This is a genomic window from Synechococcus sp. OH20 (assembly GCF_047502685.1).
GTDB lineage: Bacteria > Cyanobacteriota > Cyanobacteriia > Thermostichales > Thermostichaceae > Thermostichus.
In genome coordinates this window covers 78,595-101,765 of the sequence record NZ_JANSIQ010000011.1, presented here as the reverse complement: position 1 = coordinate 101,765, position 23,171 = coordinate 78,595, and the positions used below count along the sequence as shown (strand labels likewise).

Annotated in this window: 21 protein-coding genes; 4 read left to right on the top strand and 17 right to left on the bottom strand. The window is 62.3% G+C overall.

Translation table 11 applies throughout. The features are described from left to right. Positions 1-14: 14 nt before the first annotated feature. The 5 genes from recF to rppA all read right to left on the bottom strand — a co-directional run bounded on the left by recF (position 15) and on the right by rppA (position 3,668). A complete protein-coding gene (recF, locus tag NW826_RS02465) occupies positions 15-1,181 on the bottom strand; it encodes a DNA replication/repair protein RecF (protein ID WP_414509359.1) in 1,167 nt (388 codons plus the stop codon). 128 nt (positions 1,182-1,309) lie between these two features. Then, on the bottom strand, positions 1,310-2,002 hold the full coding sequence (locus NW826_RS02460) for a DNA-binding protein (protein WP_414509358.1): 693 nt from the start codon (positions 2,000-2,002) through the stop codon (positions 1,310-1,312). A gap of 66 nt (positions 2,003-2,068) precedes the next feature. Continuing rightward, positions 2,069-2,446 carry a sensor histidine kinase gene (locus NW826_RS02455; RefSeq protein ID WP_414509357.1) on the bottom strand — a complete coding sequence of 126 codons (378 nt, stop codon included), beginning with the start codon at positions 2,444-2,446 and terminating at the stop codon, positions 2,069-2,071. Beyond that, complete coding sequence (locus NW826_RS02450; protein WP_414509356.1) at positions 2,409-2,957, bottom strand: hypothetical protein; 549 nt, start codon at positions 2,955-2,957, stop codon at positions 2,409-2,411. Before NW826_RS02450 ends, NW826_RS02455 begins: the two co-directional genes overlap by 38 nt. Positions 2,958-2,978: 21 nt before the next feature. After that, on the bottom strand, positions 2,979-3,668 hold the full coding sequence (gene rppA / locus NW826_RS02445) for a two-component system response regulator RppA (protein ID WP_414509355.1): 690 nt from the start codon (positions 3,666-3,668) through the stop codon (positions 2,979-2,981). A 78-nt stretch (positions 3,669-3,746) separates the two neighbouring features. Between rppA and NW826_RS02440 the strand changes: the two genes are divergently transcribed. Beyond that, positions 3,747-4,157, top strand: a complete 411-nt coding sequence (locus NW826_RS02440) for a hypothetical protein (protein WP_414509354.1) — start codon at positions 3,747-3,749, stop codon at positions 4,155-4,157. A gap of 66 nt (positions 4,158-4,223) precedes the next feature. Here NW826_RS02440 and NW826_RS02435 read toward each other — a convergent pair whose 3' ends face one another. From NW826_RS02435 to NW826_RS02415, 5 genes are read right to left on the bottom strand one after another with little or no spacing between them, the layout of a single operon-like run. Then, positions 4,224-5,090 (bottom strand): ABC transporter substrate-binding protein, encoded by an 867-nt coding sequence (locus tag NW826_RS02435; protein ID WP_414509353.1) that lies wholly within the window; start codon positions 5,088-5,090, stop codon positions 4,224-4,226. An 18-nt stretch (positions 5,091-5,108) separates the two neighbouring features. Continuing rightward, positions 5,109-6,398 carry an energy transducer TonB gene (locus NW826_RS02430; protein WP_414426927.1) on the bottom strand — a complete coding sequence of 430 codons (1,290 nt, stop codon included), beginning with the start codon at positions 6,396-6,398 and terminating at the stop codon, positions 5,109-5,111. 40 nt (positions 6,399-6,438) lie between these two features. Beyond that, entirely contained in the window at positions 6,439-8,859 is a 2,421-nt protein-coding gene (locus NW826_RS02425; RefSeq protein WP_414509352.1) for a TonB-dependent hemoglobin/transferrin/lactoferrin family receptor, read from the bottom strand. 35 nt (positions 8,860-8,894) lie between these two features. Then, positions 8,895-9,740, bottom strand: a complete 846-nt coding sequence (locus tag NW826_RS02420) for an ABC transporter ATP-binding protein (RefSeq protein WP_414348831.1) — start codon at positions 9,738-9,740, stop codon at positions 8,895-8,897. Next, positions 9,737-10,780 (bottom strand): FecCD family ABC transporter permease, encoded by a 1,044-nt coding sequence (locus tag NW826_RS02415; protein WP_414509351.1) that lies wholly within the window; start codon positions 10,778-10,780, stop codon positions 9,737-9,739. Before NW826_RS02415 ends, NW826_RS02420 begins: the two co-directional genes overlap by 4 nt. Before the next feature lie 378 nt (positions 10,781-11,158). Between NW826_RS02415 and mutS the strand changes: the two genes are divergently transcribed. Beyond that, a complete protein-coding gene (gene mutS, locus NW826_RS02410) occupies positions 11,159-13,840 on the top strand; it encodes a DNA mismatch repair protein MutS (RefSeq protein WP_414509350.1) in 2,682 nt (893 codons plus the stop codon). A 2-nt stretch (positions 13,841-13,842) separates the two neighbouring features. Here mutS and NW826_RS02405 read toward each other — a convergent pair whose 3' ends face one another. After that, positions 13,843-14,424, bottom strand: a complete 582-nt coding sequence (locus NW826_RS02405; RefSeq protein WP_414509349.1) for a cofactor assembly of complex C subunit B — start codon at positions 14,422-14,424, stop codon at positions 13,843-13,845. A gap of 531 nt (positions 14,425-14,955) precedes the next feature. On the opposite strand from NW826_RS02405, the gene sigC reads away from it, so the two are divergent. Beyond that, positions 14,956-16,050 carry an RNA polymerase sigma factor SigC gene (gene sigC, locus NW826_RS02400; RefSeq protein WP_414509348.1) on the top strand — a complete coding sequence of 365 codons (1,095 nt, stop codon included), beginning with the start codon at positions 14,956-14,958 and terminating at the stop codon, positions 16,048-16,050. A 10-nt stretch (positions 16,051-16,060) separates the two neighbouring features. Here the strand turns inward: sigC and murJ are convergent, their stop codons facing one another. The 6 genes from murJ to NW826_RS02370 all read right to left on the bottom strand — a co-directional run bounded on the left by murJ (position 16,061) and on the right by NW826_RS02370 (position 21,820). Continuing rightward, positions 16,061-17,695, bottom strand: coding sequence for a murein biosynthesis integral membrane protein MurJ (gene murJ, locus NW826_RS02395; protein ID WP_414509347.1), 1,635 nt, complete (start codon positions 17,693-17,695; stop codon positions 16,061-16,063). Positions 17,696-17,821: 126 nt separating this feature from the next. Next, positions 17,822-18,220, bottom strand: coding sequence for a DUF4278 domain-containing protein (locus NW826_RS02390; RefSeq protein ID WP_414332333.1), 399 nt, complete (start codon positions 18,218-18,220; stop codon positions 17,822-17,824). 393 nt (positions 18,221-18,613) lie between these two features. Next, on the bottom strand, positions 18,614-19,441 hold the full coding sequence (locus tag NW826_RS02385) for a HEAT repeat domain-containing protein (protein WP_414332331.1): 828 nt from the start codon (positions 19,439-19,441) through the stop codon (positions 18,614-18,616). 33 nt (positions 19,442-19,474) lie between these two features. Beyond that, complete coding sequence (locus NW826_RS02380) at positions 19,475-20,332, bottom strand: phycobilisome rod-core linker polypeptide (protein ID WP_414509346.1); 858 nt, start codon at positions 20,330-20,332, stop codon at positions 19,475-19,477. A 284-nt stretch (positions 20,333-20,616) separates the two neighbouring features. Then, complete coding sequence (locus NW826_RS02375; protein ID WP_011434281.1) at positions 20,617-21,099, bottom strand: phycocyanin subunit alpha; 483 nt, start codon at positions 21,097-21,099, stop codon at positions 20,617-20,619. Positions 21,100-21,301: 202 nt separating this feature from the next. After that, entirely contained in the window at positions 21,302-21,820 is a 519-nt protein-coding gene (locus NW826_RS02370; RefSeq protein ID WP_011434282.1) for a phycocyanin subunit beta, read from the bottom strand. 726 nt (positions 21,821-22,546) lie between these two features. Here NW826_RS02370 and NW826_RS02365 point away from each other — a divergent pair. Beyond that, the gene (locus NW826_RS02365; protein ID WP_414332326.1) at positions 22,547-23,164 is read left to right on the top strand and encodes a chromophore lyase CpcT/CpeT; all 618 of its coding nucleotides are present in this window, start codon (positions 22,547-22,549) and stop codon (positions 23,162-23,164) included. Positions 23,165-23,171 lie beyond the last annotated feature (7 nt).

Genomic DNA, 23,171 nt, shown 5'->3' with positions numbered 1-23,171 from the left:
GGGGTTGGCTTGCTTTAAGCCAAGGGGAGTGAGGCGGGGGAGGGAGAAATTTGCCCCTGGTGCACGTGAAGGATTTGCGCTCCCTTGAGCCAAGCGGTGTCAAAGGATCCTAGGTGGGTGGTGGTAACCAAAGTTTGCACCCGCTCTTGAATGGCCCCTAAGAGCTGGTTTTGGCGGTGCAGATCCAGCTCCGCCAGCACGTCGTCCAACAGCAGCAAGGGCGGATCCCCCTTCACCTGCTCAATCAGCTCCAGCTCCGCCAGTTTGAGGGCCAAGACCAAGGTGCGCTGCTGCCCCTGGGATCCGTAGGCACGAGCCAGCCGTCCGTCGAGGCTCAGCTCCAACTCGTCCCGGTGGGGGCCGACCAGGGAAGTGCCCAAAGCCTGTTCGGCAGCGGCCCTGGCGCGGATCTCTGCCAAGAATTGGGCCTGAACCGCCGCGGGATCGGCCTGGGGATCCGGCAGGGGCACCTGGGAGCGATAGGTGAGGCTGAGGGTCTCCCGTCCGCCGCTGATGGTTTGGTGCCAGCGGGCGGCCAGGGGTTCTAGCCGCTGCAACAGCCGGGCGCGACGGCGCACGATACGACTGCCGCTGGTGGCCAGTTGTGCGTCCCAGAAGGCCATCTGAGAAGCTTTGTTGCTGGCGGCTCCTTGCGTCGGCGGGATGGAATCCTTGGGATCCTGCTTCAAGAGGGCATTGCGCTGCTTGAGGATCTGGCGATACTGCTCCACCAAGTCGGCATAAACAGGCTCCAGTTGGATTAACACCCCGTCTAGCCAATGGCGCCGCGCCTCTGGCCCCCCTCGCACCAGCTCCAGATCCAGGCTGGAGAAGACCACGGCGTTCACCTGCCCCAAAAAGTCAGATTGTCGCCGTAGCACCTGGCCGTTAACCCTCAGGGATCGCCCCCCCTGGCTGCGCAGCTCCATTGCCAGCTCGTGGGCCACCCCCAGCCGTTCCACGGTGGCGGCAATCCGCGCCTTCTCTTCCCCCTGCTGCACCAGCTCCCGATCCCGGCTGGCCCGCCGCGAGCGCAAGGTGGCCAAGAGCTCCACTGCCTCCAAAAGGTTGGTCTTGCCCTGGGCGTTCTCCCCCACCAGGATGGTCTTGGGCGCCTCGAAGGGGATCCCCTGATCCCGGTAGTTGCGGAAGTGCCACAGGTGCAGAAAACGCAGGTACACTCGACGAGGGTGGGCTATTGACTCTGGATTTCTGGGAACAAGAACGGCCCCCGCGGCGGGGGCCTTTACTCTAACGCAACTGCTGCAGGGTTAGGAGAAGAGAGCGGGCTGCCTCAACCAGGGGGCGCTTAGAGGCTGCCCAGGGATCCCAAACCGCTCAGGCGCTCTGCCGCCAACAGATACAACGCAGCGCGGGCCGAGTGGTGGGCAGCCTTGCTGCGGCTGTAGTCGGCGAAGGTGTAGCTGCCCGGATCGGTATTGACCCTGCTCAACAACTGCTGGGCTTGCTGCTGCAGCTCGGCCACAGGGCCAGCGGTGATGTTGGCGAAGGCCATCTCCGCCTGCAGCCGGCTGAGGGACTCTTGGGCGCGCAAGGGGGCCTCGAAGAAGGAACGGCCAGGACGGCTCCCAAAGCCCAACTCCGCTTCGTAGAGCGCCTTGGCGGCTTTGGCCAAGTTTTCCGCCGCTTTGGCCTGCTCGCGGACGGCGAAGACATTCCCCCTTTGCAGAGCGTTCTGGGCCTCGGCCAAGCTCTGGCGGCTCAGCTCCAGGAGACGGGCGGCTTCCGGAGAGGATCCCCGCTGGGCGAAGAAGCTGGCTTCCGCCAGGTGCCGCTGGGCTTTGGCCAGGTCGTGGCTGGCCCGCTCCAGCTCCCGCGGGCTCTGCCAACTCGGCTGCATTGGCACGGGGGCTGCGGTTCCAAGAGCCGGGCGGCGGCCCCGCTGGGCTTGCGCCGGGGATCCCAGCACCAGGGGAGTGAGGAGCAGCAAAATCGGCAGGGAACAGCCGAGGGCACCGGTGAAGGAAGCACGAATCGTCATGGTTACAAACTCCAATCGACAGGACAAGCCGGTTTGGGGTTGGCTCAGTGGGCTTTCCCTTGCGGCCTATCCTGAGGATGGCGAAAGAAAATGACGTGAAGATGACAAGGGCAGCTCCACTGTAAACACCGACCCCTCTCCCACTTGGCTGGCCACCCGCAGGGATCCCCGATGGGCGGTGACGATCTGGTGGGCCAAGGCCAGGCCCAGCCCAAATCCCCCTGTATGGCGGGCGCGGGCCGTGTCCACCCGGTAAAACCGCTCGAACAGGTGGGGCAAGTGCTCAGGCGGGATGCCGAGGCCCGTGTCCCTCACGTGGATGCAAACGCAATGGCGCCGGCTTTCCAGGCTCAGTTGCACCGTGCCGCCGGCGGGGGTGTACTGCAGGGCATTGCGCAGCAGGTTTTCAACCGCCTGCCGCAGCAGAGCCGCTTCCCCGCGCACCCGCCATTTCCCAGCAGGCCCCGGCAGGTCGCATTGCCAGCGAAGCCCCAGGGACTCCGCTTGGGGCCGGTATTGTTCGCCCAGCTCCTGCACCAGCTCCCGCAAATCCACCAGGGGCAGATCCTCCCAAGTAGGCCAGGTGATGCTCGAGGGGCTGGGTTTTGCTCCCCAAGAAAGGCACTTCGTTCAAGACCAGCCGCCACTGCCCCTGGCGCAGCTCGTACTTGATGGCGGCTGCCATAATCCGGGCTTGACCCTGCAGCTCCTCGTCAAAAGCCTGCAACCGGTTCTCCACTTCCAAGCGGTAAAAGAGGGCGGCAAACACCACCAGGATCCCGCCCATCACCCCGGCAAAGCTGCGGGCCAAGCGACGGCGGCTGTGCTGAAACAGCCCTGCCTCTTCTGTCTCGGCCTTCCGGCTCAGGTGCTGCTGAAGAGTTGGCCTCAGAGAAGCCCAGTCCCAGCCCAGCCGCGGGAGAGAATGCTTTGGCCCGGCTCTTTTGGCCTCCATGCCACCCCTAAGGAACTGCTTCTATGGGTCTGCTGCCGGGGAGGGGATGCGCAGCCGGTACCCCTGGCCATACACCGACTCCAGCCAATCCTGGGCCTCCACCTCCTTTAACCGTAACCGCAACCGCCGCACCAGCGCCGCCACGGCATTGCTTTCCGGCTCACAGCCCCACTCCCACACCGCCTGTTCGATCTGGCCGCGACTGAGCACCTGGTTGGGATGGCGCATCAGGTATTCCATCAACTGAAACTCTTTGCCCGAAAGCTGCACTTGCCGCCCCTGCCGCTCCAGGATGAGGCTGGCCAGATGCAACTGCAAGGATCCGAGGCTGAGGCTGTCGCCTTGCCATTGGGGGGAACGGCGCCCCAACGCCCGCACCCGCGCCAGCAGCTCTAGCAGATCCACCGGCTTGACCAGGTAGTCGTCTGCCCCCGCATCCAACCCCTGCACGATGTCCGATGTGGCATCCTTGGCGGTTAACATCAGCACCGGTGCGCATCCCCCCAAGCGGCGGTACTGTTGACAGAGTTGGATCCCACTGGATCCTGGCAGCATCCAATCCAAGATGAGGAGATCGTAGGCTTTCTCCTCCATCAGCCAAGCGGCCGTCTCCCCTTCGCTGGCGCAGTCCACCACATGGCCGCACTTGGCCAAAGCAGCCTGCAAAGGCTCCAACTGCTCCGGGTCGTCTTCCACCAACAAAATGCGCATGTCCCGCTTGCTACCCACCGATCCCACTCTGCCAGGCTAGGATGGCGGAGAAAAGCTGTTTCCCGGATCCCTCAAGGCATGGCGAACCTCTTCAAGCTTCTTCAGTCGCGTAAGCGGCGCGGAGCGCTCTGGCCCAGCTTGGGGGCCGACTTCTGGCTGGTCTTGCCCCTGGCCGGGATCCTGTTTGGGGTGGGTGGAGAATGGGTGACCGGCCAAGTGCTGAGCCGTCCCCGCTCGCAGGCGCAGCCTTTGGCCATTCGCAGCCAGCAGCAAGCCATCCTAACCCTGGATATTCTCTCCATCCAAGCGGAGATCCGCCGCTCCCGTGGCTACACTAAGGTGGAGGTGACGACCACCAATCCCCATTTGCGCAAGCTGGAATTTGAATTTCCGGAGCTGGATCCGAATCGGGTGGCTGCCCAGATTGCCCAAGAGCTGGGCCTCAGCTCCGACCAGGTGCAGCGCCTCACCCGCTACAGCTTGGACTAGAAAGGTATTTCAACAATAATTTTTTAATTTTTCAAGCAAAAAGGCCATCCCCCGCGTTCCCTTGGGTCAGCCCTCCAAAAAAACGCGGGCCAACTGCTCGCAGGCCGCTCTAATTTTCTCTAGGTTGCCGGGGTTGACCAAGCCGTAGTAGTCAAATCCATAGACCCTCTGGGTTTGAACGGCTTTCAACTGGTTCCAAAAGGGGCGGGCCCGGAAAAACGCCAAGGGATCCGCCGCCTCCGGGTTGACCACCAACAAAACCTCGGGGTTGGCTTCCAGGATGCGCTCTGCCGCAAGGGTGACATAGCCGCGAAATTGCCCTTGGCTTTGCAGGGCAGCCGTTAGGTTGTCGGCGCCAAAGCGCTCCAGCAGATCCCCGGCCCAGCTTTGCCGGTTGGGAGCAAGAATCGGCTGGGTGCCGACCAAAAGCAGGGTTTTGGGGCGAACCGGGGGCAGCTCCTGGGGCAAAAGCGATCCGTACTCCTGCAGCAAGGGATCCGGATCCACTCCCACAGCCGCAGCCAGAGTGGCGATGGTTGCTTCCAGGGCAGCCCAACTGTCCACCTGCGTGAGATAGGTGGGGATCCCCAATGCCTGCAATCGTTCTGCCAGAGCCGTGTGCAAGCCACTGGCCCCCACCACCCAGTCCGGTTGCAGGGCCACGATTGGCTCCAGGTTAGGTTGGTTGCCCAGCCCCAGCCGAGTTATGCCCTGAAAGCGGGGATCCGCCTCCAGCAAACGTCCGGCCGGGATCCCCACCAGTTTGTCCGGGGCCAGGCGATAGAGAATATCGGCGGTCAAGGAGGTGAGGCTGGCCACTCGCCGAACCGGAGCTGGCGGGATCTGGCTTTGGGCCTGGCGACCCATCCCCCAGACCCCCAGGCTGGCCAGGCCAAGGACAAAAAGTTGACGGCGAGAAAGAGAAGACGGCATGGACAATCTCCAAAACAGTCAATTGAGGGTAAATTGAATCGGCACCGTCACCCACGACTCAATCGGGGTGTTGTTTCTCAAGGCAGGGCTAAATTGCCACCTTTGCACCGCCTCTTGTGCGGCCCTGTCCAGGGCTGGGAAGCCGCTAGAAGAGACAATTTCCACCTGCTGCACCTGCCCTTGGGCATCCACCCTGGCCCGCAACAGCACTTGGCCTTGCTGGCCGAGGCGGCGGGCTTGGGGAGGGTACTGTGGCGGCGGGTTGCGACCCGGAATGGGGCGGGCCAGGATGTCCGGATTGGCAGCCACTGCTGCAGGCGAGGAGGTAGGAGTGGAAGCCTCCCCAGCCCCTTCTCCTGCTGTCGGCGCAGACCCCTGCGCCTGGGATCCACCGAGGCCAGCAACGACACCCCTCCCAGGAGCGCTGGATTCGGATCCCTTGCTCCCGGCAGTGCCCCCGCCACCCGAACGGATCCCTTGGATGAGGGGGGTGAAGCGGGGAATGGGAGCGCTCGTAGCAGCCCCAGAGGGCGGCCTGTTGGCCACAGGTGCGGCCGTGGGGGTAGCCACCGGAGTTGGAGGGGGCTGCTGCGGTGAGGGGGTGACCGTCGGTGTTGGGGAGGGCGGCGGAGGGGTTGGGGCGGCCATCGGCGTGGGTGTAGGGGTCGGCCCCAGCTTCGCCGTGGGAACAGGCGTGGGGGGCGGCGTTGGCAAAGTTGTCAGTGAAGAAGCTTGAATCTGCTGGGGTGCAGGATCGGGCGGGAGTGGGGCAGCCGCAGGGGGGGATTCCGAGGCCGGCTGGGTCGGCTCCTCCGCTGGGTCAGGCAGAGCTGATTCTGCAGCCGCCTCAAGCGGGGCCGGCGGGGGATCCTCCAGCCACAGCGTGACCGGGATCCGCACTTCGGGTTCTCTCAGAGGTCGGGATCCCCACCCCAGCAGCCCCAACAGATGCAAAAGCAGCGAGAGCAAAGTCTCCCAGCGCAGCGGGCGGAGCTCCCGACTTTGCCCAGGCAATTCAGGGAGATCCTCCAGCGAGGTGCAGGCAACCGAGAGAGCAAGGGAGCAATAGCCCGCCAGCAGGGCCGCCCTGAGCAGCTTCTCGCCCCAGCCAATCCAGCGCAGCCCCTCAGAGCTCTGGCCCCGCGCCACCCCCCACAGGCCCAGCTCCAGCCAGGCCAGACCCACCCCATAGGCCATGCCTGCCTGCTGCCAATACCCCATCTGCAGGCGCCACAAAAGCCGAGGGTGGGATCCCCTCTGCAAAGAAGCGGATCCCCGGTCGGTGCGAGTGGGGGGTTTGGCGAGCATGGCTCGGGGCTATCTCGATGGGCACGTCTGGCGGGGAGTCCTAGAAGCGGCTGGAGAAGCTGAGGGCCATATGGCGCCCCGGCTGGGCCCGCCGCTCCACTTCAGGGCCAACAAAGAGGGTGCGGGTTTCGGAGTAGAGAAAATACCGCTCGTCGAAGAGGTTGAACACCCCGAAATTGAGCTGCCAGTTGTCGTCTAGGTTGTAGTAGCCCAGCAGATCCACCACCGTATAGCCGCTGGGCACAAAGGGAATCTGCGGGGGAGCGTTGGGGTTGGGTCGCACCACCTCCCGCTGCGGATCCCGCGGATCCGCCACCAGCGTGGCCACCAACCTCGCCCCCCACACCTGGCTGGGATCGTCGTAGTGCAGCCCCAGCACCGCCGTCAGCGGCTCGATTGAAAGCAGGGGCTTGTTTTCTGTAAGATTGTCCCCCACCGCCCAGGCAAAGCTGCCGTTTAGGCTCCAACCGGTTAGGTCGGGGCTAAAGAAATATTGTCCTGTCGCCTCTACGCCATAGATACGGGCGCGGCTGACGTTTTGGCTCTGGAACAGGATGACCGGCGGGGGCGGCGGGCTACCGGGGGGGCCGGGGGGTGAGGGCTCGGATCCCACCTCCCGGAATGCCTCGATAAAGTCGTTGTAGGTGTTGTAGTAGGCCGCCAAGCTGAAGCTGGCCTGCGGGTAGATCCCTCGCAAACCCACTTCAAAGCCCTGGCTGGTTTCCGGGCGCAAGTTGGGGTTGGAGAGGGTGCGATAGCGGAAAACCGGGCTGACCAGGTTGGTGAAGCCGCTGTTGATCTCGTTGTATTGGGGAGCGCGAAAGCCGGTGTTGTACTGGGCCGTAAAGGTGAGGTTGGGGTTAATCCTCCACACTAGGCCCAGCTTGGGGGAGACGGCATCGGCAAAGAGGCTGGCCGCTTCTGACCCGCTTTTCAAGAAAGCTTCATCAGGGCTGGGGGTGAGGTTGTAGGTGTCGTAGCGGATGCCGGGGATCAGAGTCAAGTTGCCGCCGCCAAAGTCGATCTCATCCTGCACATACAGCCCAAAGCGCACGGTGTCCGAGTCGGGAAAATCTTTGGTGGGAAAGGTATCTGGGGGAATGTTTTGGGTTACTGCTCCAGTTTGCAGATTGGTCTGAAAACGGTTGCGAGGTCGCTCGTTGCGGGTGGTGGAGATCTCCATCCCATACACCAGGCGGTGGGAGAGATCCCCGGTTTGGAAGCGGCTTTGGGCCTGCAGGCTGGCTCCCAAAATGTTGCTGACCAGCTCGTTGAAGGTATCCCGCCGCACCGGTACGGGTCGGCCTTGCACCGTGAGGGTGCGCTCCTCTACACTGGGCTCGCGGGTGCGGGCGGGCTGGTAGTAGATCTGGACAGTGGCCAGCTCAAAAGCGGGATTCTCTGGGTTGGCGTAGCGATACTCCAAACTGAGGCGGCTGCGCTCGGTGTCGATGGTTTCCCTAAATAAGCTGACGGCGGGATCCAGGTTGCGCCGCGAGAACGTGGTGGTGGTGCGGCTGTTGAAGTACTCGCCGGTCAAGGTGAGGCTTTCCAAGGGGCTGAAGCGGTAAACCAGCTTGGCCAAAACGTTGTCCCCCTCCACCGTTTGCCGATCTTTGAAACTGGGATCCGCCTTGATATCCGGCTCCCTGGCGTCGCGGCGGGTGTAGATGAGCAGGGCTTCCAGGTTCCCCTGGCGGCCCGCCAAGCTGAGGGTGTTGACAAAGCCTTGGTTTTTGCTGTCGTACTGGCTGGAGAGGCCCACATGGCTGTCCCGTTCCCCCAGCAGATCCACTGGATCTAGAGTAGTGTAGGTTACCACGCCCCCCAGGGCATCGCTGCCGTAGAGGGTGGAAGCAGGGCCGCGGATGATCTCCACCGTCTTCAGGGTCTCCAGCTCAAAGGTGTCCCGCCCGATGTTGAAGGGGCCAAAAGAAAACCGCTCCGGCTGCCGGATCCCGTCCACTTGGATCAGCACCCGGTTGGCGTCAAGGCCGCGGATGTTGAAGTCTTGCAGTCCATAGCGGACATTTCGCCGCACGCTCACCCCCGGCTCGTAGCGCACCAGATCCTGGATGTTCTGGATGAGCTCCCGCCGCAGGCGCTCCCGGTCGATGACGGTGATGCTGGCCGGCGAGTCGGCCAGGGTGCGCTCGGTGCGGGTGCCGGTGACTGTAACCTGCTGCAGGTTGAAGACAGGGGTGCCCTGCTGCAACACCTGCAGATCCGCTTGCAGCCGCTCCACTTCCGCCTGATCCCCCCGCCGACGGGCAGCTTCGATCTGGGCTTCTAGCTCGCGAATCTGCTCTTGGATGGTGGTGGCCCCCCGAGGGGTGGCCTGGGCCAGCAAAGGAGTCTCAGGAATCCGAGCCGCGGGTTGCGCCTGGGCCAGGGATCCCCAACTCAGCCCCAGACACAGCCCCAAACTCACTGCCTTCCAGCCACAGCCGGTTACTCGCATAACTTCTCACTCTCCCAAAAACCACCAGAAACAAGTCAAACCTTCGCCTCAACACCCTTTCCTCCCAGCCAGAGGGGCCTTGCCGGGTCTGCGCTGCGCAAGGGGCAAAGCTGGAGCCCCACCGGCGTTGGGATCCACTCCACCTCTAGGCCAAACACCTGCCGCACCCTCTCAGCAGTCAAGGCCGCCTGCGGGGATCCCAGGGCCTGCAACTGGCCGGATCCCAGCAGAGCCACCCGCCGGCTGTAGCGAATGGCCAGGTTTAGATCGTGCAGCACGCTAACCACCGTCAGCCCCTGCTCCTGCTGCAGCCGTCGCAACAGCTCCAGCAGCTCCAGTTGGTGGCGCAGATCCAAAAACGTGGTGGGCTCGTCCAACAGCAGCACCTGCGGCTCCTGCACCAGGGCTAGCGCCAGAAAGGCCCGTTGCCGCTCGCCGCCGGAGAGCGTTTCCACCCGCCGCAGGGCCAGGGATCCCAGTCCCGTCTGCTCCAGCGCCCATTCCACCCGCTGCTGATCTGCCCGCGGCAACTGCCACGCCCACCAGGGCTGGTGAGGAGAACGCCCCAAGCTCACCAGTTGCCGCACCGTCAGCCCTGTCGGGATCCGCGGCTGCTGGGGCAAAAGGGCCAACTGCCGCGCCACCTGTTGCGGGCTGAGCTGGGTGTGCAGATCCCGACCGTCCAAAAGTACGCGCCCCGCCTGCGGAACCAACACTCGGCTGAGTAGCCGCAGCAGGGTCGATTTGCCTGAGCCATTGGGGCCGACAATGCTCAGCCAGTCCCCCGCCTGCAGGCTGAAGCTCACCTGCCGGATCACCTGATGCGAGCCATAGCCCCCGCTCAGCGCCTCGGCCTGCAAAATCGGCCGGCCCGCCCTCATTGCCCCGCCTCCCGCTGCCGCAGCAGCCAGCCGAAAAACGGCGCCCCCATCAACGCCGTGACGATCCCCACCGGCAGCTCTACAGCCCCCAGCCGGGCGAGGAGATCGGCGCCGCTTAACAGAGCCGCCCCCGCCAAGGCAGAAAGGGGCAACAGCCAGCGGTGATCCGATCCCACCCCCTGGCGCACCATGTGGGGCACCACCAACCCCACAAAGCCGATCAACCCCCCCACGCTGACGACTGCCGCCGCCAACAAAGCCGCCACCAAGCCGATGGTCACCCGCGTCCGCACCAACGGGATCCCCAAGCTCACCGCCATCTCTTCTCCTAGGCCCAGCAGGTTCAAAGCCCGCGCCTGCGCCCAGCCCAGCCCCAGCCCGGCCAGGATATACACCCCGGCCACCCGCACCTCCGGCCAACCCCGCCCGCTCAGGCTGCCGATCAACCACGTCAGGGCCACCTGGACCCGCTCATCGGCCAGGAGCAACAAAGCAGAGCTGATCGCCCCAAAGAGGGCGCTGACAGCCACTCCCGCCAGGATCAGCCGTTCCACCGCCAGCCCGGAGCGGGTGCGCGCCAGCCCATACACCAACACCGTGGTCAGCACGCCGCCCACCCAAGCTGCCAAGGGCACCCAAGCCGTCCACTCCCCCCAGGTGAGCAGCGCTACGGCCGCCAGGCCCGCCCCCGCCGAGATGCCCAGCAGGTAGGGATCCGCCAGCCCATTGCCCAACATCCCCTGCAACAGGGCCCCCGCCATCCCCAAGGCTGCCCCTAGCAACTGGGCCAAAAGCGCCCGCGGCAGCCGCAACTGCCAGACAATGGTCTGCCGGATCGGATCCCCTTGCCCCCACAGGGCCTGCCACAGCTCCGAAAAAGTTATGGGAACGGATCCCAAGGCAATTGAGATCCAAAGCAGCAAGAGGATGACACCCAGTAGCAAAACCATCAAGCCGACCGGCGAGCGGATCCGCCTGGTCTGCCCCCAGCGGGTCTCCGGGTCAACTCCTGATGACAGACGCTCTTGCTTGGCCAACATCGCAAACCTCTGGACTTTTAAGAGGGGGAGATCCCCAAGACAAGACAGCCCCAGCCGGCTCGCCAGCGCACCCAGACCCACCCTGGCGCAGCCCTAACCTGCCGAGCTTCTTAGCCTGTTGAGACTTAGATTCAATAAAAACGTAGCTGTCAGAATAACAGGCTTTCTTAGCTATTGCAAGTTAGTTTTAATAAGTCTTCGACCCCCTTTGAGCCAAGGGGAGATGGATCGGCACTCCCAGCCGCCTAGGCCGGCTTGTTCCCCGAAACCAAAGTCTGCCTTCACTGAGCTGCCCAAGGAGAGGGGGGAAGATCCCCAATAAAATGGCCGAAGCCGGCTAGCTTGGGTTGGACAGAGCCGTCTTGAAGTATTGGCGCTATGACTTCTTCCGCTGCCCCTGAGCCCACCTGGGATGCCCTGCAGGTGGATCCCGCCCTGCTCACCCCCATGATGCAGCACTACGTAGAGCTGAAGCGGCAATACCCCCACGCCATCCTGCTCTACCGCCTGGGGGATTTCTACGAGATGTTTTTCCAGGACGCGCAACTGGTGTCGCGGGAGCTGGAGCTGGTGCTCACCGGGCGAGAGGCGGGGGCCATCGGGCGGGTGCCCATGTGCGGGATCCCTTACCACGCCTTTGACCGCTATGCCGCCCAGTTGGTGGCCAAAGGGTATGCCCTGGCCGTCTGCGACCAGATGGAGCCGGCGGATCAAGCCAAAGGCTTGGTGCGGCGGGAAGTGACGCGGGTGATCACCCCCGGCACGGTCATCGAGGAGGAGCTGCTGCAGGCGCGGCAAAACAACTACCTGGCGGCCATTGTCCGCCTGCGAGGCTCCAAGCAAACCGCCTGGGGCCTGGCCTATGCCGACATTTCCACCGGCGAGTTCTGGGTCTGCCAGAGTGAGGGGCAAGAGCAGCTAGAACAGGAGCTGGCCCGGCTGCAGCCGGCGGAGATCCTGCTGCCCACCGAAGAGGGGCTGGGCCTGGGCCTGATGCGGCCTGGGGATCCCCAAGCCCCCCTGGGCCTACCCGGCCAGTACACCTATACCCTGCGCCCGGCGGAGCCCTTTGAGCTAGCGGTGGCGCGGGACAACCTACTGCAGACCTATAGCCTGCGCTCCCTGGAGGGCTTGGGCTGCGAGGGGCTGCCGCTGGCCATTCGGGCGGCAGGGGGATTGCTCCACTATCTGGAAGAGACGCAAAAGAATCTGGTGCAGCCCTCTCCCCAAGGGGGCCATCCGCTTCTGCGCCCGCCCCGCACCTACCAGCTCACCGACTACCTAATATTGGACGCCCAGACCCGCCGCAACCTGGAGCTGACCCAGACCATCCGCGAGGGGGCCTTTGTCGGATCCCTGCTCTGGGTCTTGGATCACAGCCGCACCGCCATGGGCGGGCGCACCCTGCGCCGCTGGCTGCTGCAGCCTTTGCGGGATCGAGAGCAAATCCGCCTTCGCCAGGACACCATCCAGGAGCTCTTGGAAAACCCCTCCCTGCGCACCCGCCTGGGATCCCTGCTGGACTCTCTCTACGATCTGGAGCGGCTGGCCAACCGCGTCGCCTCCGGCACTGCCAACCCGCGCGAGCTGGTGGCCCTGGGATCCTCCCTGGGCAAACTGCCCCAACTGGCCGAGCTGGTGGCCGAAGCCCAAACTCCCCTCCTGCAGAGCCTGCAGCAGGTGGATCCCGCTCTGGTTGACCTGGGCCGGCGCATCGAGCACACCCTCTTGCCCTCGCCCCCGCCCATTCTCACCGAAGGGGGGCTGATCCGGCCTGGCGTAGATCCGGAGCTGGACAGGCTGCGGCAGCAGGTGGAGCAAGACCGCCAATGGATTGCCCAGTTGGAGAAAACCGAGCGCGAGCGCACCGGCATTCCCACCCTCAAAGTGGGCTTCAACAAGGCCTTTGGCTACTACCTCAGCATCAGCCGCGCCAAGGCGCAGCAGGTGCCCAAGGAGTACATCCGCAAGCAGACGCTAACCAACGAAGAGCGCTTCATCACCCCCGAGCTCAAAGAAAAAGAAGCCCGCATCCTCACCGCCCAAACCGACATCAACCAGCGGGAGTACGAGCTGTTTGTGCAGTTGCGCCAAGAGGCGGGATCCCAAGCTGCCGCCATCCGCCAGGTGGCCCAGACCCTGGCCGCCGTCGATGCTCTGTTTGGCCTAGCCGAGGTGGCCGTGCAGCAGGGCTACACCCGCCCGGTGATCACTGCAGATCGCCGTTTAATCATCGAAGAGGGTCGCCACCCGGTGGTGGAGAAATCTTTGCCCCAGGGCCTGTTTGTCCCCAACTCGGTGCGCCTGGGATCCCCCCACGGCCCGGATCTCATCGTCCTCACCGGCCCCAACATGTCCGGCAAGTCCACCTACTTGCGCCAGATTGGGCTGATCCAGATCCTGGCCCAGATGGGCAGCTTTGTCCCGGCGCGGCGGGCGGAGCTGGGCCTGTGCGACCGCGTGTTTACCCGCATCGGCGCCGTGGATGACCTGGCCACGGGACAGTCCACCTTCATGGTGGAGATGAACGAGACGGCCAACATCCTCAACCACGCCGGCGAGCGATCCCTGGTGCTCTTGGACGAGATTGGCCGCGGCACCGCCACCTTTGACGGCCTCTCTATTGCCTGGGCGGTAGCGGAGTACCTGGCCACCCAGGTGCGCGCCCGCACGATCTTTGCCACCCACTACCACGAGCTCAACCAACTGGAGACGCTGCTGCCCAACGTGGCCAACTTCCAGGTGGTGGTCAAAGAGCTCCGGGATCGCATCATCTTTTTGCACCAGGTGCAGCCGGGGGGAGCCGACCGCTCCTACGGCATCGAGGTGGGGCGCATGGCCGGCCTGCCCCAGCCGGTGATCGAGCGGGCCCAACAGGTGCTGGCCCTGGTGGAACAACACAGCCGCATCGGCCTGGGCCTGCGCAACCAAGGGAAAAGCCGCCTCTCCGCCAAGAAAAAACAGGCTGAACAAGACTCTGAGACCGATGGGATCGTCGCTCCCGCCCAAGGGGATCAACTGTCCTTGCTTCCGGCTTCCTTCTTCCCCAAAGAGCTCTAGGGCTACCCTCGACCTGGATCCCGTTCTTGCAGCCCCAAGGTAATGGCCAGCACCTCCAGCTCATCCCGGTGCCCCTCCACCCACAGCAGGGATCCGGGGGGCGAGTCCGCCGCTTGCAACCTCAGGCGGATCTGCTCCGGGCGGTGGCTGCGCCGCCAGTAGTACCAGCCCGCCCAAGGAGAGACCAACAGCAGTGTCCAGGGCCAGGCTCCCCAGCCCGGCTCCAGCACCTGCAGCACCAAAGCCAGACAGGCCAGCCCCGCCCCCGCCAGCCCCGTCAAAAAAACGGCCAACCCGGCGCTGGCCCGCGCCTGCCCCGCAAAGGTGGCGATCCCCTCCGCATCGGCAGACTGCAAGCAATAGGCCCGCTCTTCCAGGTGCTTTCGGAGAAGGGATCCCATTTCCTCCAGGCTGCGACTGCTAAAATAGAGACGAGCTTCGACGCGGTCTTTGCCAGAGGCTCGCAGAAAAAAGAATAAGCCGATGGCCAGCAGCACCGTCAGCGCCAAGGTTGAAACTCTGCCCCCCGTCAGCGTGGCGTCTGGCGGCACAAAGGCGATCCCAAGCATCTGAGCAGCGCCCATCCTGCCAGGAGTCAGTGGGTTCGGTAAGTCTAACTTTTCGGGGAGCTTCTCCGCCAGCAAGCCGAATAGAATATGTGAACGGGAACGGCTCATCCGATCACTTAACAGATGACTTAAAACATTGCTTCTCAAGTTTAGACCCTCTAGACCTTGAGGATGGATGGGTTGCCGGCTTCGCCGGCAGAGACTGTCCCGAGGGCAGTGCGCTTTTCGGCAGTAGCGGTGGCAATTGAGCTGGGGGAGCTCTACGCTGGATCTCATGCGTTTAAGCCGAGAAATGCAACTATAATTAAGTTATGATAAGGGGCTCACGCTCCGCCCATTGGGTGGCCCCTCCACCACTTCAGCTTTTCTCTGTGAAGTATGGGCATGAAGTCGGGCTGAGGGCAGTGTTTCATCCGTTTGGATGATGATAGCGCGAAGCCCTCGGTACTGGGGAATACTTAAGCCCAACCGGCTCTACAGCCATCACCACTGCTTGCTCAGCCCACTTGACGGCCTGCCTCTATCGCTGTTTCAGCAACACCCTACATGTCTAACTACGAACCTGAACTCAACGATGTTTTGTTGGATGGCGATCTCCTCGATCCTCCGGAGGAGGTAGAGGTCGATCTGGCCGAAAGCGAGTTTTTGGAAGAGGAGCCGACTCGTCGCTCCACCGACTTGGTACGCCTCTATCTGCAGGAGATCGGGCGTGTTCCCCTCTTGGGGCGCGATGAAGAGGTGGCCCTGGCCCAAAAAGTCCAAGACTACATGAAGCTCTTGGACATACGCCTGCGCCTGCAGAAGGAGCTGGGACGGGATCCCACTCCCGCCGAATGGGTGGCCAAAGCCAACCAATACCCCGAGTGGGCCAACCTCACCCCCGAAAAGCTGCAGCAGATCCAGCGGACTGGCAATCGTGCCAAAGAGCACATGATCAAGGCCAACCTGCGCCTGGTGGTGTCGGTGGCCAAGAAGTACCAAAATCGAGGCCTGGAACTGCTGGACTTGATCCAAGAGGGCACGCTGGGCCTGGAGCGGGCGGTGGAGAAGTTCGACCCCAAGAAGGGTTATCGCTTCAGCACCTACGCCTACTGGTGGATCCGGCAGGGCATCACCCGCGCTATCGCCACCCAGAGCCGCACCATCCGCCTGCCCGTCCACATCACCGAGAAACTGAACAAGATCAAGAAGGCGCAGCGCAAGCTCTCCCAAGAAAAAGGTCGCACTCCCACCATTGAAGATATCGCCTCCGAATTGGAGATGACCCCGCCTCAAGTACGAGAGCTGTTGGTACGGGTGCCGCGCTCGGTCTCTCTGGAAACTAAGGTGGGCAAAGACAAAGACACCGAACTGGGGGATCTGCTGGAAACCGACGACATCTCCCCCGAAGAGACGATGATGCGGGAGGCCCTGCATCGCGATCTGCAGCAGTTGCTGGGGGATCTCACCAGCCGCGAGCGGGATGTGATCCGCATGCGCTTTGGCTTGGGAGATGGGCGCACCTACTCGCTGGCGGAAATTGGTCGCGCCTTGGATCTGTCGCGGGAGCGGGTACGGCAAATCGAGGCCAAAGCCCTGCAAAAACTGCGGCAGCCGAAGCGGCGCAACCGGGTGCGAGACTACCTCGAAGCCATCAGCTAGTCGGGCCTGCCTAGGGTCTGGATGGAGATCGCCGGCTGGCAATCTTGCTCAAGCGCGTCTGGATCCGGGCTGCCAGCCAGTTCACTTCCGGGATCCGCAAATACAGGGCCCCCGCCGCAAACAAGCTGAGACCGATGCCGGCGGCCAGACCGGCCCAGAGGGCGGCGGTGATCAAAGGGGATCCCAGGATCTGCTGGGAGCGCAGTTGCGTCCACAGCCAATGGCTGAGGGCCCCGGCCAAGGTGGTGATCCCCAGCAAGGGCAGCAGGGCCTGCCCCATCTCCCGCCAAGGGATCCCCGGCAGACGCCGGTGGAGGCGGATCCCCAGTCCAATCAGAGCCATCAGGTTAACGCCTGCCGTAGCCAGGGCAATGCCCGGTGCTCCAAAGGTTGGCAAAAACAGGAAGTCCAGCAGGGCATTCAGGCCGATGGCCAGGCCGCTGATGTGCAGAGGTGTAGCCCCGTCCTCCAGGGCGTAGAAGATGCGCACCAACACATCCCGCAGCAGGTAACAGGTCATCCCCAGCCCATAAGCCATCAGCAGGGCCGCCACCTCCTGCGTCACCTCCGGCGCAAAGCGACCGCGCTGGTAGGCCACTTGAACGATAGGTTCGGCCAGGGCCACCAACACCATCGCAAGGGGCAGGGTGAGGATGGCCGTAACCATCAGCCCTTGGCGGATGCGCTGGCGCAGCTCCGGCCAACGGGATCCATCCCCCGCCAACTGGGCGTAGAGGGGCATCAGGGGCACCAGCACCATGTTGGAGAGAATCCCCAGGGGGGTTTGCACCAAAAGCTGGGCATAGCCCAAGTTGCCGATGGTGCGATCCCCGGGCACGAAAGAAGCAAAAAAGAGATCCACGTAGACATTGATGTGGATCATGCCGGAGGAGATCACCGCCGGCAGCATCAGCAGGCCCACCGCCCGCACCTGCGGGGATCCCCACTCAAAGCACAGCCGCAGCCGCCCCAGCCCCAGCCGCATCTGTAGAGGCACCTGCGCCAGCCACTGGGCAATGGCGCCGATGAGCACACCCCAGGCTAGCAACGTCGGGATCCCTGTCCACCCCAACGTGACCAGGATCCCGATCACCGCCAAGCTGGAGATCAGGGGGCTGAGGGCGGGCAAGAGGTAGTGCTCGGCCGCATTCAGCGCCCCAAAGCCGATCCCAATCCAGCCCGAGAGCAAGGCCAGGGGGGCCATGATCCGCAGTTGCGCAGCGGCCAAAGCGTGGACTTCGGGGCTGGCCCCTGGCGCATTCAGGCGCACCACCCAGTCGGCTCCCCACCAGAGGCCCAAGGTCACCGCCAAGAGCAAACAGCCCACTAGGGTGGAAATCGCTTCCAGCCAGACGGTCGGATCCTCTCTGCCAGGATCCCGCTGTTTTTTGAGAATGCTGACGATGGCGCTGTGGAAAGGGCCGTTGATCCCACCCAGCAAGATCAACAAAAAGCCGGGCAGGACGTAGGCTATGCTAAAGGCGCTGTACTCCGGCCCTGACCCGTAGACTGCCGCGATCAGAGCCTGCCGGATAAACCCCATGCCCTTGCTGAGCAGCGTGGCCCCTGCCACCAGCCCTGCCACCGAGAGCAAAGAACGGGACGGCAGGGCGGAAGACTCCTGCGTGGCGGACTCCTCTATCACGCTGCCCTAACCCCTGCCTCAACAACCAACGGCTGCCGGGATCCCTCACCACATCCCTGGGAACCGTCCCCCATTATGCGGCATTTGCAGGTTCCGTCAGGCTCCTTTTATAAGAGAGGGCAGCCCTCAAGCCAACAGTTGCCGTTCCTGCTCCAGTTGCTGCAACAAATGCTCATCCCCACGGGTTTGGGCAGAACGGATGCGCTCCTGCAGCCGGTGCAGCAGGTTCCGCCGATGGGTTTCCTCAACCAAGCTCATAAAGTGTTTCCGAGAAGAGGCTTGAGGGGAGACAACTGCTGCCGGGATCCCTTTCACCTCAGGGCTCGCCGCCGTCACCCTTGTTTCAGACTGGAGGGCCACACCTCGATACATGAAGGCAAAAGACTGAGGCAGCGCCACGGCTACGGATTGAGCTGGCCAGCTCCACTCCAAACCTCGATGCCGAGCCGGCACGCCCTGCCGATTCTGAATCGCCGCAGAGGGTGAAACAAACTCATGGGCAATACCCCGATAGGTCAGTTGCATAGGAAAACTCCCTTGGTTCAGTTGATCGATCTTTACTTTCTCTAGAGAGCTTAAAAAAGCCGCCACCTCAAGGCTGCCCAAAGGGGATCTCTCCTTCACGCAACCCAAGCGACCGAAAAGACAAAAACAGGCTGAAAGGGTAAGCCTTAACTTTATTCTGTATTCACTTTGACAAAATCATCCCTTTGGTGTCAACTTGCGGTTACTGAGCACATGGACTACCCCACCGCATGGGCGGGTGGGGTTTCCTGACCTACCGGCAGGTCTGCGAAGAATAGGCAGGCGGCACCAGCAGCAACCGAACGTCTGCTCTAGTTGCTTTGTGAGCACTCGCCATAGCAGCGAGGAGCGCTTGGGGAACACCTCTACAGAAAGCCTGCAAGAGCCTGCAGCTCAAAGCAGCTCGTCGATCAGCCGCAGCACCTGCTGCAGCTTGGCGCTGGGGGATTCTTGGTGTTTTAGGTTCATCTCCACCAACTGCTTGAGGGCGAGCAGCTTGATGTTGGACTCCACCGCCGCCGCTGCAATGGCCTGTGCCGCCGGCAAATAGCCGCTGGCCCCCAAATCCAGGAGAGCAGCCCGCCGCAGGTGGATGTTGGTGTGCTCCAATACCGAGAGCAGACGCTGGGCAAAAGCCGGATCCCCAGTCAGACGATAGCAGGCCCGCGCTGCCGCGCATTGCAAACGAATGGACGTGTGCTCTAGGTAAAGGCGGATTGGCTCCAGGGCAGCGGCCACTTGCAGGTGACCAAGAGCCTCGATAATCGCCTCTAGGGCGGCTTGCGCTTCCGTCTCCAGCCCTTGCTCCACAAAGCGCAGCCCTTCCAGCAAAGCGGATCCCAGCTTTTCCACTTCCTCAGGATCCCCATCGAGGTTGTTGGCCAGAGCGATCTCCACCAGCGCTTGGGCGGCGGCTGCCACCACTTGGCCATCGGAGCAAAACAAAGCCCCTTTTAGTGCTGGGATCCCGGCAAGGGATCCCAGTTTGCCCAGGGCGCGAGCAGCATTGCGCCGCAGCGGATATCCCCCTTGAGCTGTGCGATCCGTTTCATCCGCCAGAGCTTCGATCAGGGCCGGGATCCCTTCGGGGATGCGCATGCGCCCCAGCCACCAAGCAGCATAGTAGCGTTCCCCCGGATCCCCGTGGCGCAGCTTGGCGACCTGACCAGCCGGCGTGAGATCCACCGACGGATTGGGATCCGAAGGAACAGCAGTGGTCATGAAGTCAACAACGAAGAAAACACGCAGAAGGGATCAAGCGCTGCGGACGCTGACGATCTTGGCGCCCGATTTGAGCAGCCGCTGCATCGTCGCCGACAGTTGATCGGCGGAGACGAAGATCTGCTGGTTGGATTTGCGCACCCGGCTGGAGGTGGCCAGAGCTGAAGGCGGATTCAACAGTCGGGTCACTTCCACACAGAACATGCGATCCGACTGGCCCGTTGGCGGCCCCAGGTGCTTGGAAATGGGGCTGGGCGGCAGCAGGCCCCGCACCCCGATGCGGCGAATGGCCGGGGTAAAGCCGGTGGCCAGAGGCATCATCAAGCGGGGTCTGGGCCCCTGGGAGCGGTCGTTGTTGGCGTAGCCTCCGTAGAGGGCAAAAAGGTTGGTGAAGTCGCGGGTGGTATGGGCCTTGCGGTATTCAAACCCGCGCGGATAGGGGACGATGTTGTCGCCAAAAGCTTCCAGGTATTCCGGGCTGTCGATGTAGGAGTCGATCTCGGCGCTGTGGCCGCCCGATTGGTAGATGTCCAGGTGGCGGGCGATATCTTTAGAACTGGTGGGAGCGCGACCCAGCAGATGCTTGAAATTCAGTTCGATGGCACGGGTTTGCGAGTTGGGGTAGAAAAACCGCTTCTTATAGGCTTCGGACTTGGCGATCAGTCGCACAAACTCGCGCACCGTCAGGCTGCCCTGGCGCAGCAAGGATTCCGCACTGGCCAGCTCCTTCCTGTCCGCCCCAAACAAATGATCGTTGCCCAGCACCTGACGATAGATGGCGCGCAGCACCGCATTGAGCTGCTCCTGGCTGGCATTGGGACGCAACTCCAATGGGGTGGTCTCCGTAATACCCCGGATGCCCATCTGGCTTGCCGCTGTGATTGCACTCATGCTAGTTCCCCCGATTGAGCTGGATGAATACAGATTGCAAATTGACTTGACAAAAAGCTTGTGTTTGGAGATCAACAAAAGCCAAAGCCCTAAGCTGAATGAGAGCAACAGCGGTGCCCTCTCGTTCGCTGGAGAGACTGCCCCTTAAACCCACCCGGTTAAAAGGAACTCTCCACTCCGTAACAGGCTGACCACCGTTGCCCTCAACAACCTCATCCCCCGGCGCCTGCACGACCGGCCAGCTATCTTCTGGCCAGCGTCAAGGGGGATCCCAAGCCAAGGGCCTAGCTGAGCGCGTTGATGGCGTAGTCGATGTAGGTGTTGGCTTCGGTGGCCGCTTGCCCGGTCAGGCCGTGGTTGGCTTTGATGTAGCGCAGGGCTTCGATAAACCAACTGGGGGAGAGTTCAAAAGCGGCGTTGATCTCGCGGATCCCGGCCAACTGATACTCGTCCAGAGGGCCGGTGCCACCGGCTACCAAGCAGTAGGTGATGTAGCGCAGGTAGTGGCGCACATCGCGGGCGCACTTGTCTTTGCCGGCCTGGGTGTGGCACTGCCCGCCCGGCTGGGTGGTGTAGGGGAACTTAGCGTAAACCGCTTCGGTGGCACCGCGCACCAGCTCGTCGGCACGGCTGCTCAGGACGCGGGCAGCTTCCATGCTGGCGGCAGCTCGCTGAAAACGGCCATTGATGGCTTGCAATTCGCTGTTGCTCAGGTAGCGCCCTTGGCTATCGGCAGTAGCAATGGCGTCAACAATTGGGGTTTGCATGATTCAAAACGCTCCTTTACTTAAGCTCAATGCAAAAACAAAGCAAAAGATTCAAAGTCGTAACTGCAAAATGTCTCAACTGCAAAATCGCTGCAAAAAAGCCACTTTTCCAGGGATCCCCTGTCAACCTAAGCTGCTTTGGATTCCAGAGTGGTCTTCACAACTGGATCCGTCTACAGCAGAAGCTCTGGCCCAAAAGGGATCAAACGACAGCCGCAGCGGCGCGATCGAAGTAGGATTCGATTTCGGCAATCAGAGCGCTGCAATCGCCCCGGGTGATCCCGTTGGGGTCGTTCACCACCGCCACCGCGGCTTTTTTCATCTTTTGGATGCCGTTGGCCACCGAGCTACCGGGGGTGCCCAAGGCTTGATAGGTCTCCCGCAGGCCGTTCAAGCAGCGCTCGTTCAGCACGCTGGCATCTCCGGCTGCCACGGCGTAGGTGATGTAGCGGAGGATGATGTCCATATCCCGCATGCAGGCAGCCACGTTACGGCTGGGGTAGGCAGGGCCACCGGGAGCGTTCAAATTGGGCTCCTCGGCAAACAATTGACGGATGGCATCGGTCACGATCTTAGAAGCGTTGCTGGTGAGGCGGTTCACAGCATCCAAACGCTTGTTGCCCTCAGCAATCACCTGCTGGAGAGCCGCAAACTCGTTCTCCCCCAGGAAAGCACCTTTGGAGTCAGCTTGGGCAACCACTTTGCCAAATACATCGTTCATGGTTTTCAATCTCCCTAGCGAAAATAAAAGAGGTTATGAACCCACATTCCCTACCGCCGACCGGAGGACACACGCCAGTCGGAAAGGCGACACTGCTTGGATCCTCAGTGCCGAAGGGCGCTGCTTGGCCTACAGACCCACCGACGGGGTCAAAGCCAAGAGAACCAAGATGAGCCAGCAAAGCCCCTATCCTCCAGCAAAGGTAAGCTGCTGCCGAGGGTAAAGCTACTCCAGGTTGCAATCCAAAGAATTGGACTTGGATCAGAACCCTCAGCCGCTGCCGCCAACCGCAACTGGGCAGAGGGGGAAAAGTCGGCTCCCCTTGTTTCCAGTCTTTTTCTACCGCGAAGGCAGGAAGCGGTTGCATCAAAAAATGTAAATTGCCTTCACCTCGCGCAAAAAGAGTTGGATTGCTTTCCAAGCTGCTTCCCATCTGCGATCCCGGCCAACGCTCTCCATCTTTTTAGCGGGAGTTTTTTTTACAAAAGAACATGGTACTTTGCTTAGCTTTACAATATAAAGAAAGGTGTCAGCCTCGATCGCGGCTTTGCCGCTTGGCAGGGAGCCATTTTCGGTGTCGGGGCGAACACTCTCAGAAAAGAGACATAATTTAACATTTGCTGAGATCCTTGGATGGGCCTGGGGTTGGGGCAAAATCTGAGAAGGCTTTTCTCGATGCCGGCAACTTTCGGTATACGCCTTTACAGAACTTTTGGATGATTGCCTATGCCTGTCGGGTTTGATCGCACCGCTTCCCCGGAACTGCTACAGATGGCGCGCTGGCTGGCAGGAGACTTCAGCAACCAAGAGCAAGCCTGGGAGAATCCGCCCTTTTTTGCTTCCATCCGGGTGGCCTATCGCCCCTTGCCGGCTCAAGTGTTGGGTGGGATTGGCTTTTATGTGGAGCAAGCTTACAGCGGCCATTTGGAGGATCCCTATCGGCAGGCGGTGGTGGAATTGACTCAGGTGGGCGCCGGGATCCGGATTCGCAACTACCGTCCGCTGGAGCCGCAGCGGTGGCGAGGCTGTGCCCGGGAGAGGGCAGACCAACTGCGCCAACTGAGCGCCGCCGATCTGGCTTATTTGCCTGGGTGCGATGTGCAGGTGCGACGGGAGGGATCTGGCTTTGTGGGCGTGACGGAGCCGGGGTGCCGGTGCTGCGTGGTGCGCAACGGCCAGACTACTTATTTGCAGACCACCTTGCACCTGAGCGAGAGCGAGTTTTGCAGCCATGACCGAGGCATGGATCCCATCACCCACCGGCAGGTTTGGGGGGCATTGGCGGGCGCTTTTCGCTTCCAAAAGGTGGTCGATTGGCAAGCGGAGCTGTTGCTGTGCGGATGATCCAATG

Bases quoted from the DNA above. Each gene is read 5' to 3' on its own strand.
- NW826_RS02420 (WP_414348831.1), bottom strand. From the start codon at position 9,740: ATGAGGGCGGGCCGGCCGATTTTGCAGGCCGAGGCGCTGAGCGGGGGC.
- NW826_RS02430 (WP_414426927.1), bottom strand. From the start codon at position 6,398: ATGCTCGCCAAACCCCCCACTCGCACCGACCGGGGATCCGCTTCTTTG.
- NW826_RS02390 (WP_414332333.1), bottom strand. From the start codon at position 18,220: ATGCAACTGACCTATCGGGGTATTGCCCATGAGTTTGTTTCACCCTCT.
- NW826_RS02450 (WP_414509356.1), bottom strand. From the start codon at position 2,957: ATGGAGGCCAAAAGAGCCGGGCCAAAGCATTCTCTCCCGCGGCTGGGC.
- NW826_RS02375 (WP_011434281.1), bottom strand. From the start codon at position 21,099: ATGCAAACCCCAATTGTTGACGCCATTGCTACTGCCGATAGCCAAGGG.
- NW826_RS02385 (WP_414332331.1), bottom strand. From the start codon at position 19,441: ATGACCACTGCTGTTCCTTCGGATCCCAATCCGTCGGTGGATCTCACG.
- NW826_RS02435 (WP_414509353.1), bottom strand. From the start codon at position 5,090: ATGCCGTCTTCTCTTTCTCGCCGTCAACTTTTTGTCCTTGGCCTGGCC.
- NW826_RS02440 (WP_414509354.1), top strand. From the start codon at position 3,747: ATGGCGAACCTCTTCAAGCTTCTTCAGTCGCGTAAGCGGCGCGGAGCG.
- NW826_RS02405 (WP_414509349.1), bottom strand. From the start codon at position 14,424: ATGGGCGCTGCTCAGATGCTTGGGATCGCCTTTGTGCCGCCAGACGCC.
- mutS (WP_414509350.1), top strand. From the start codon at position 11,159: ATGACTTCTTCCGCTGCCCCTGAGCCCACCTGGGATGCCCTGCAGGTG.
- NW826_RS02415 (WP_414509351.1), bottom strand. From the start codon at position 10,780: ATGTTGGCCAAGCAAGAGCGTCTGTCATCAGGAGTTGACCCGGAGACC.
- NW826_RS02370 (WP_011434282.1), bottom strand. From the start codon at position 21,820: ATGAACGATGTATTTGGCAAAGTGGTTGCCCAAGCTGACTCCAAAGGT.
- NW826_RS02460 (WP_414509358.1), bottom strand. From the start codon at position 2,002: ATGACGATTCGTGCTTCCTTCACCGGTGCCCTCGGCTGTTCCCTGCCG.
- NW826_RS02380 (WP_414509346.1), bottom strand. From the start codon at position 20,332: ATGAGTGCAATCACAGCGGCAAGCCAGATGGGCATCCGGGGTATTACG.
- NW826_RS02365 (WP_414332326.1), top strand. From the start codon at position 22,547: ATGCCTGTCGGGTTTGATCGCACCGCTTCCCCGGAACTGCTACAGATG.
- rppA (WP_414509355.1), bottom strand. From the start codon at position 3,668: ATGCGCATTTTGTTGGTGGAAGACGACCCGGAGCAGTTGGAGCCTTTG.
- sigC (WP_414509348.1), top strand. From the start codon at position 14,956: ATGTCTAACTACGAACCTGAACTCAACGATGTTTTGTTGGATGGCGAT.
- NW826_RS02425 (WP_414509352.1), bottom strand. From the start codon at position 8,859: ATGCGAGTAACCGGCTGTGGCTGGAAGGCAGTGAGTTTGGGGCTGTGT.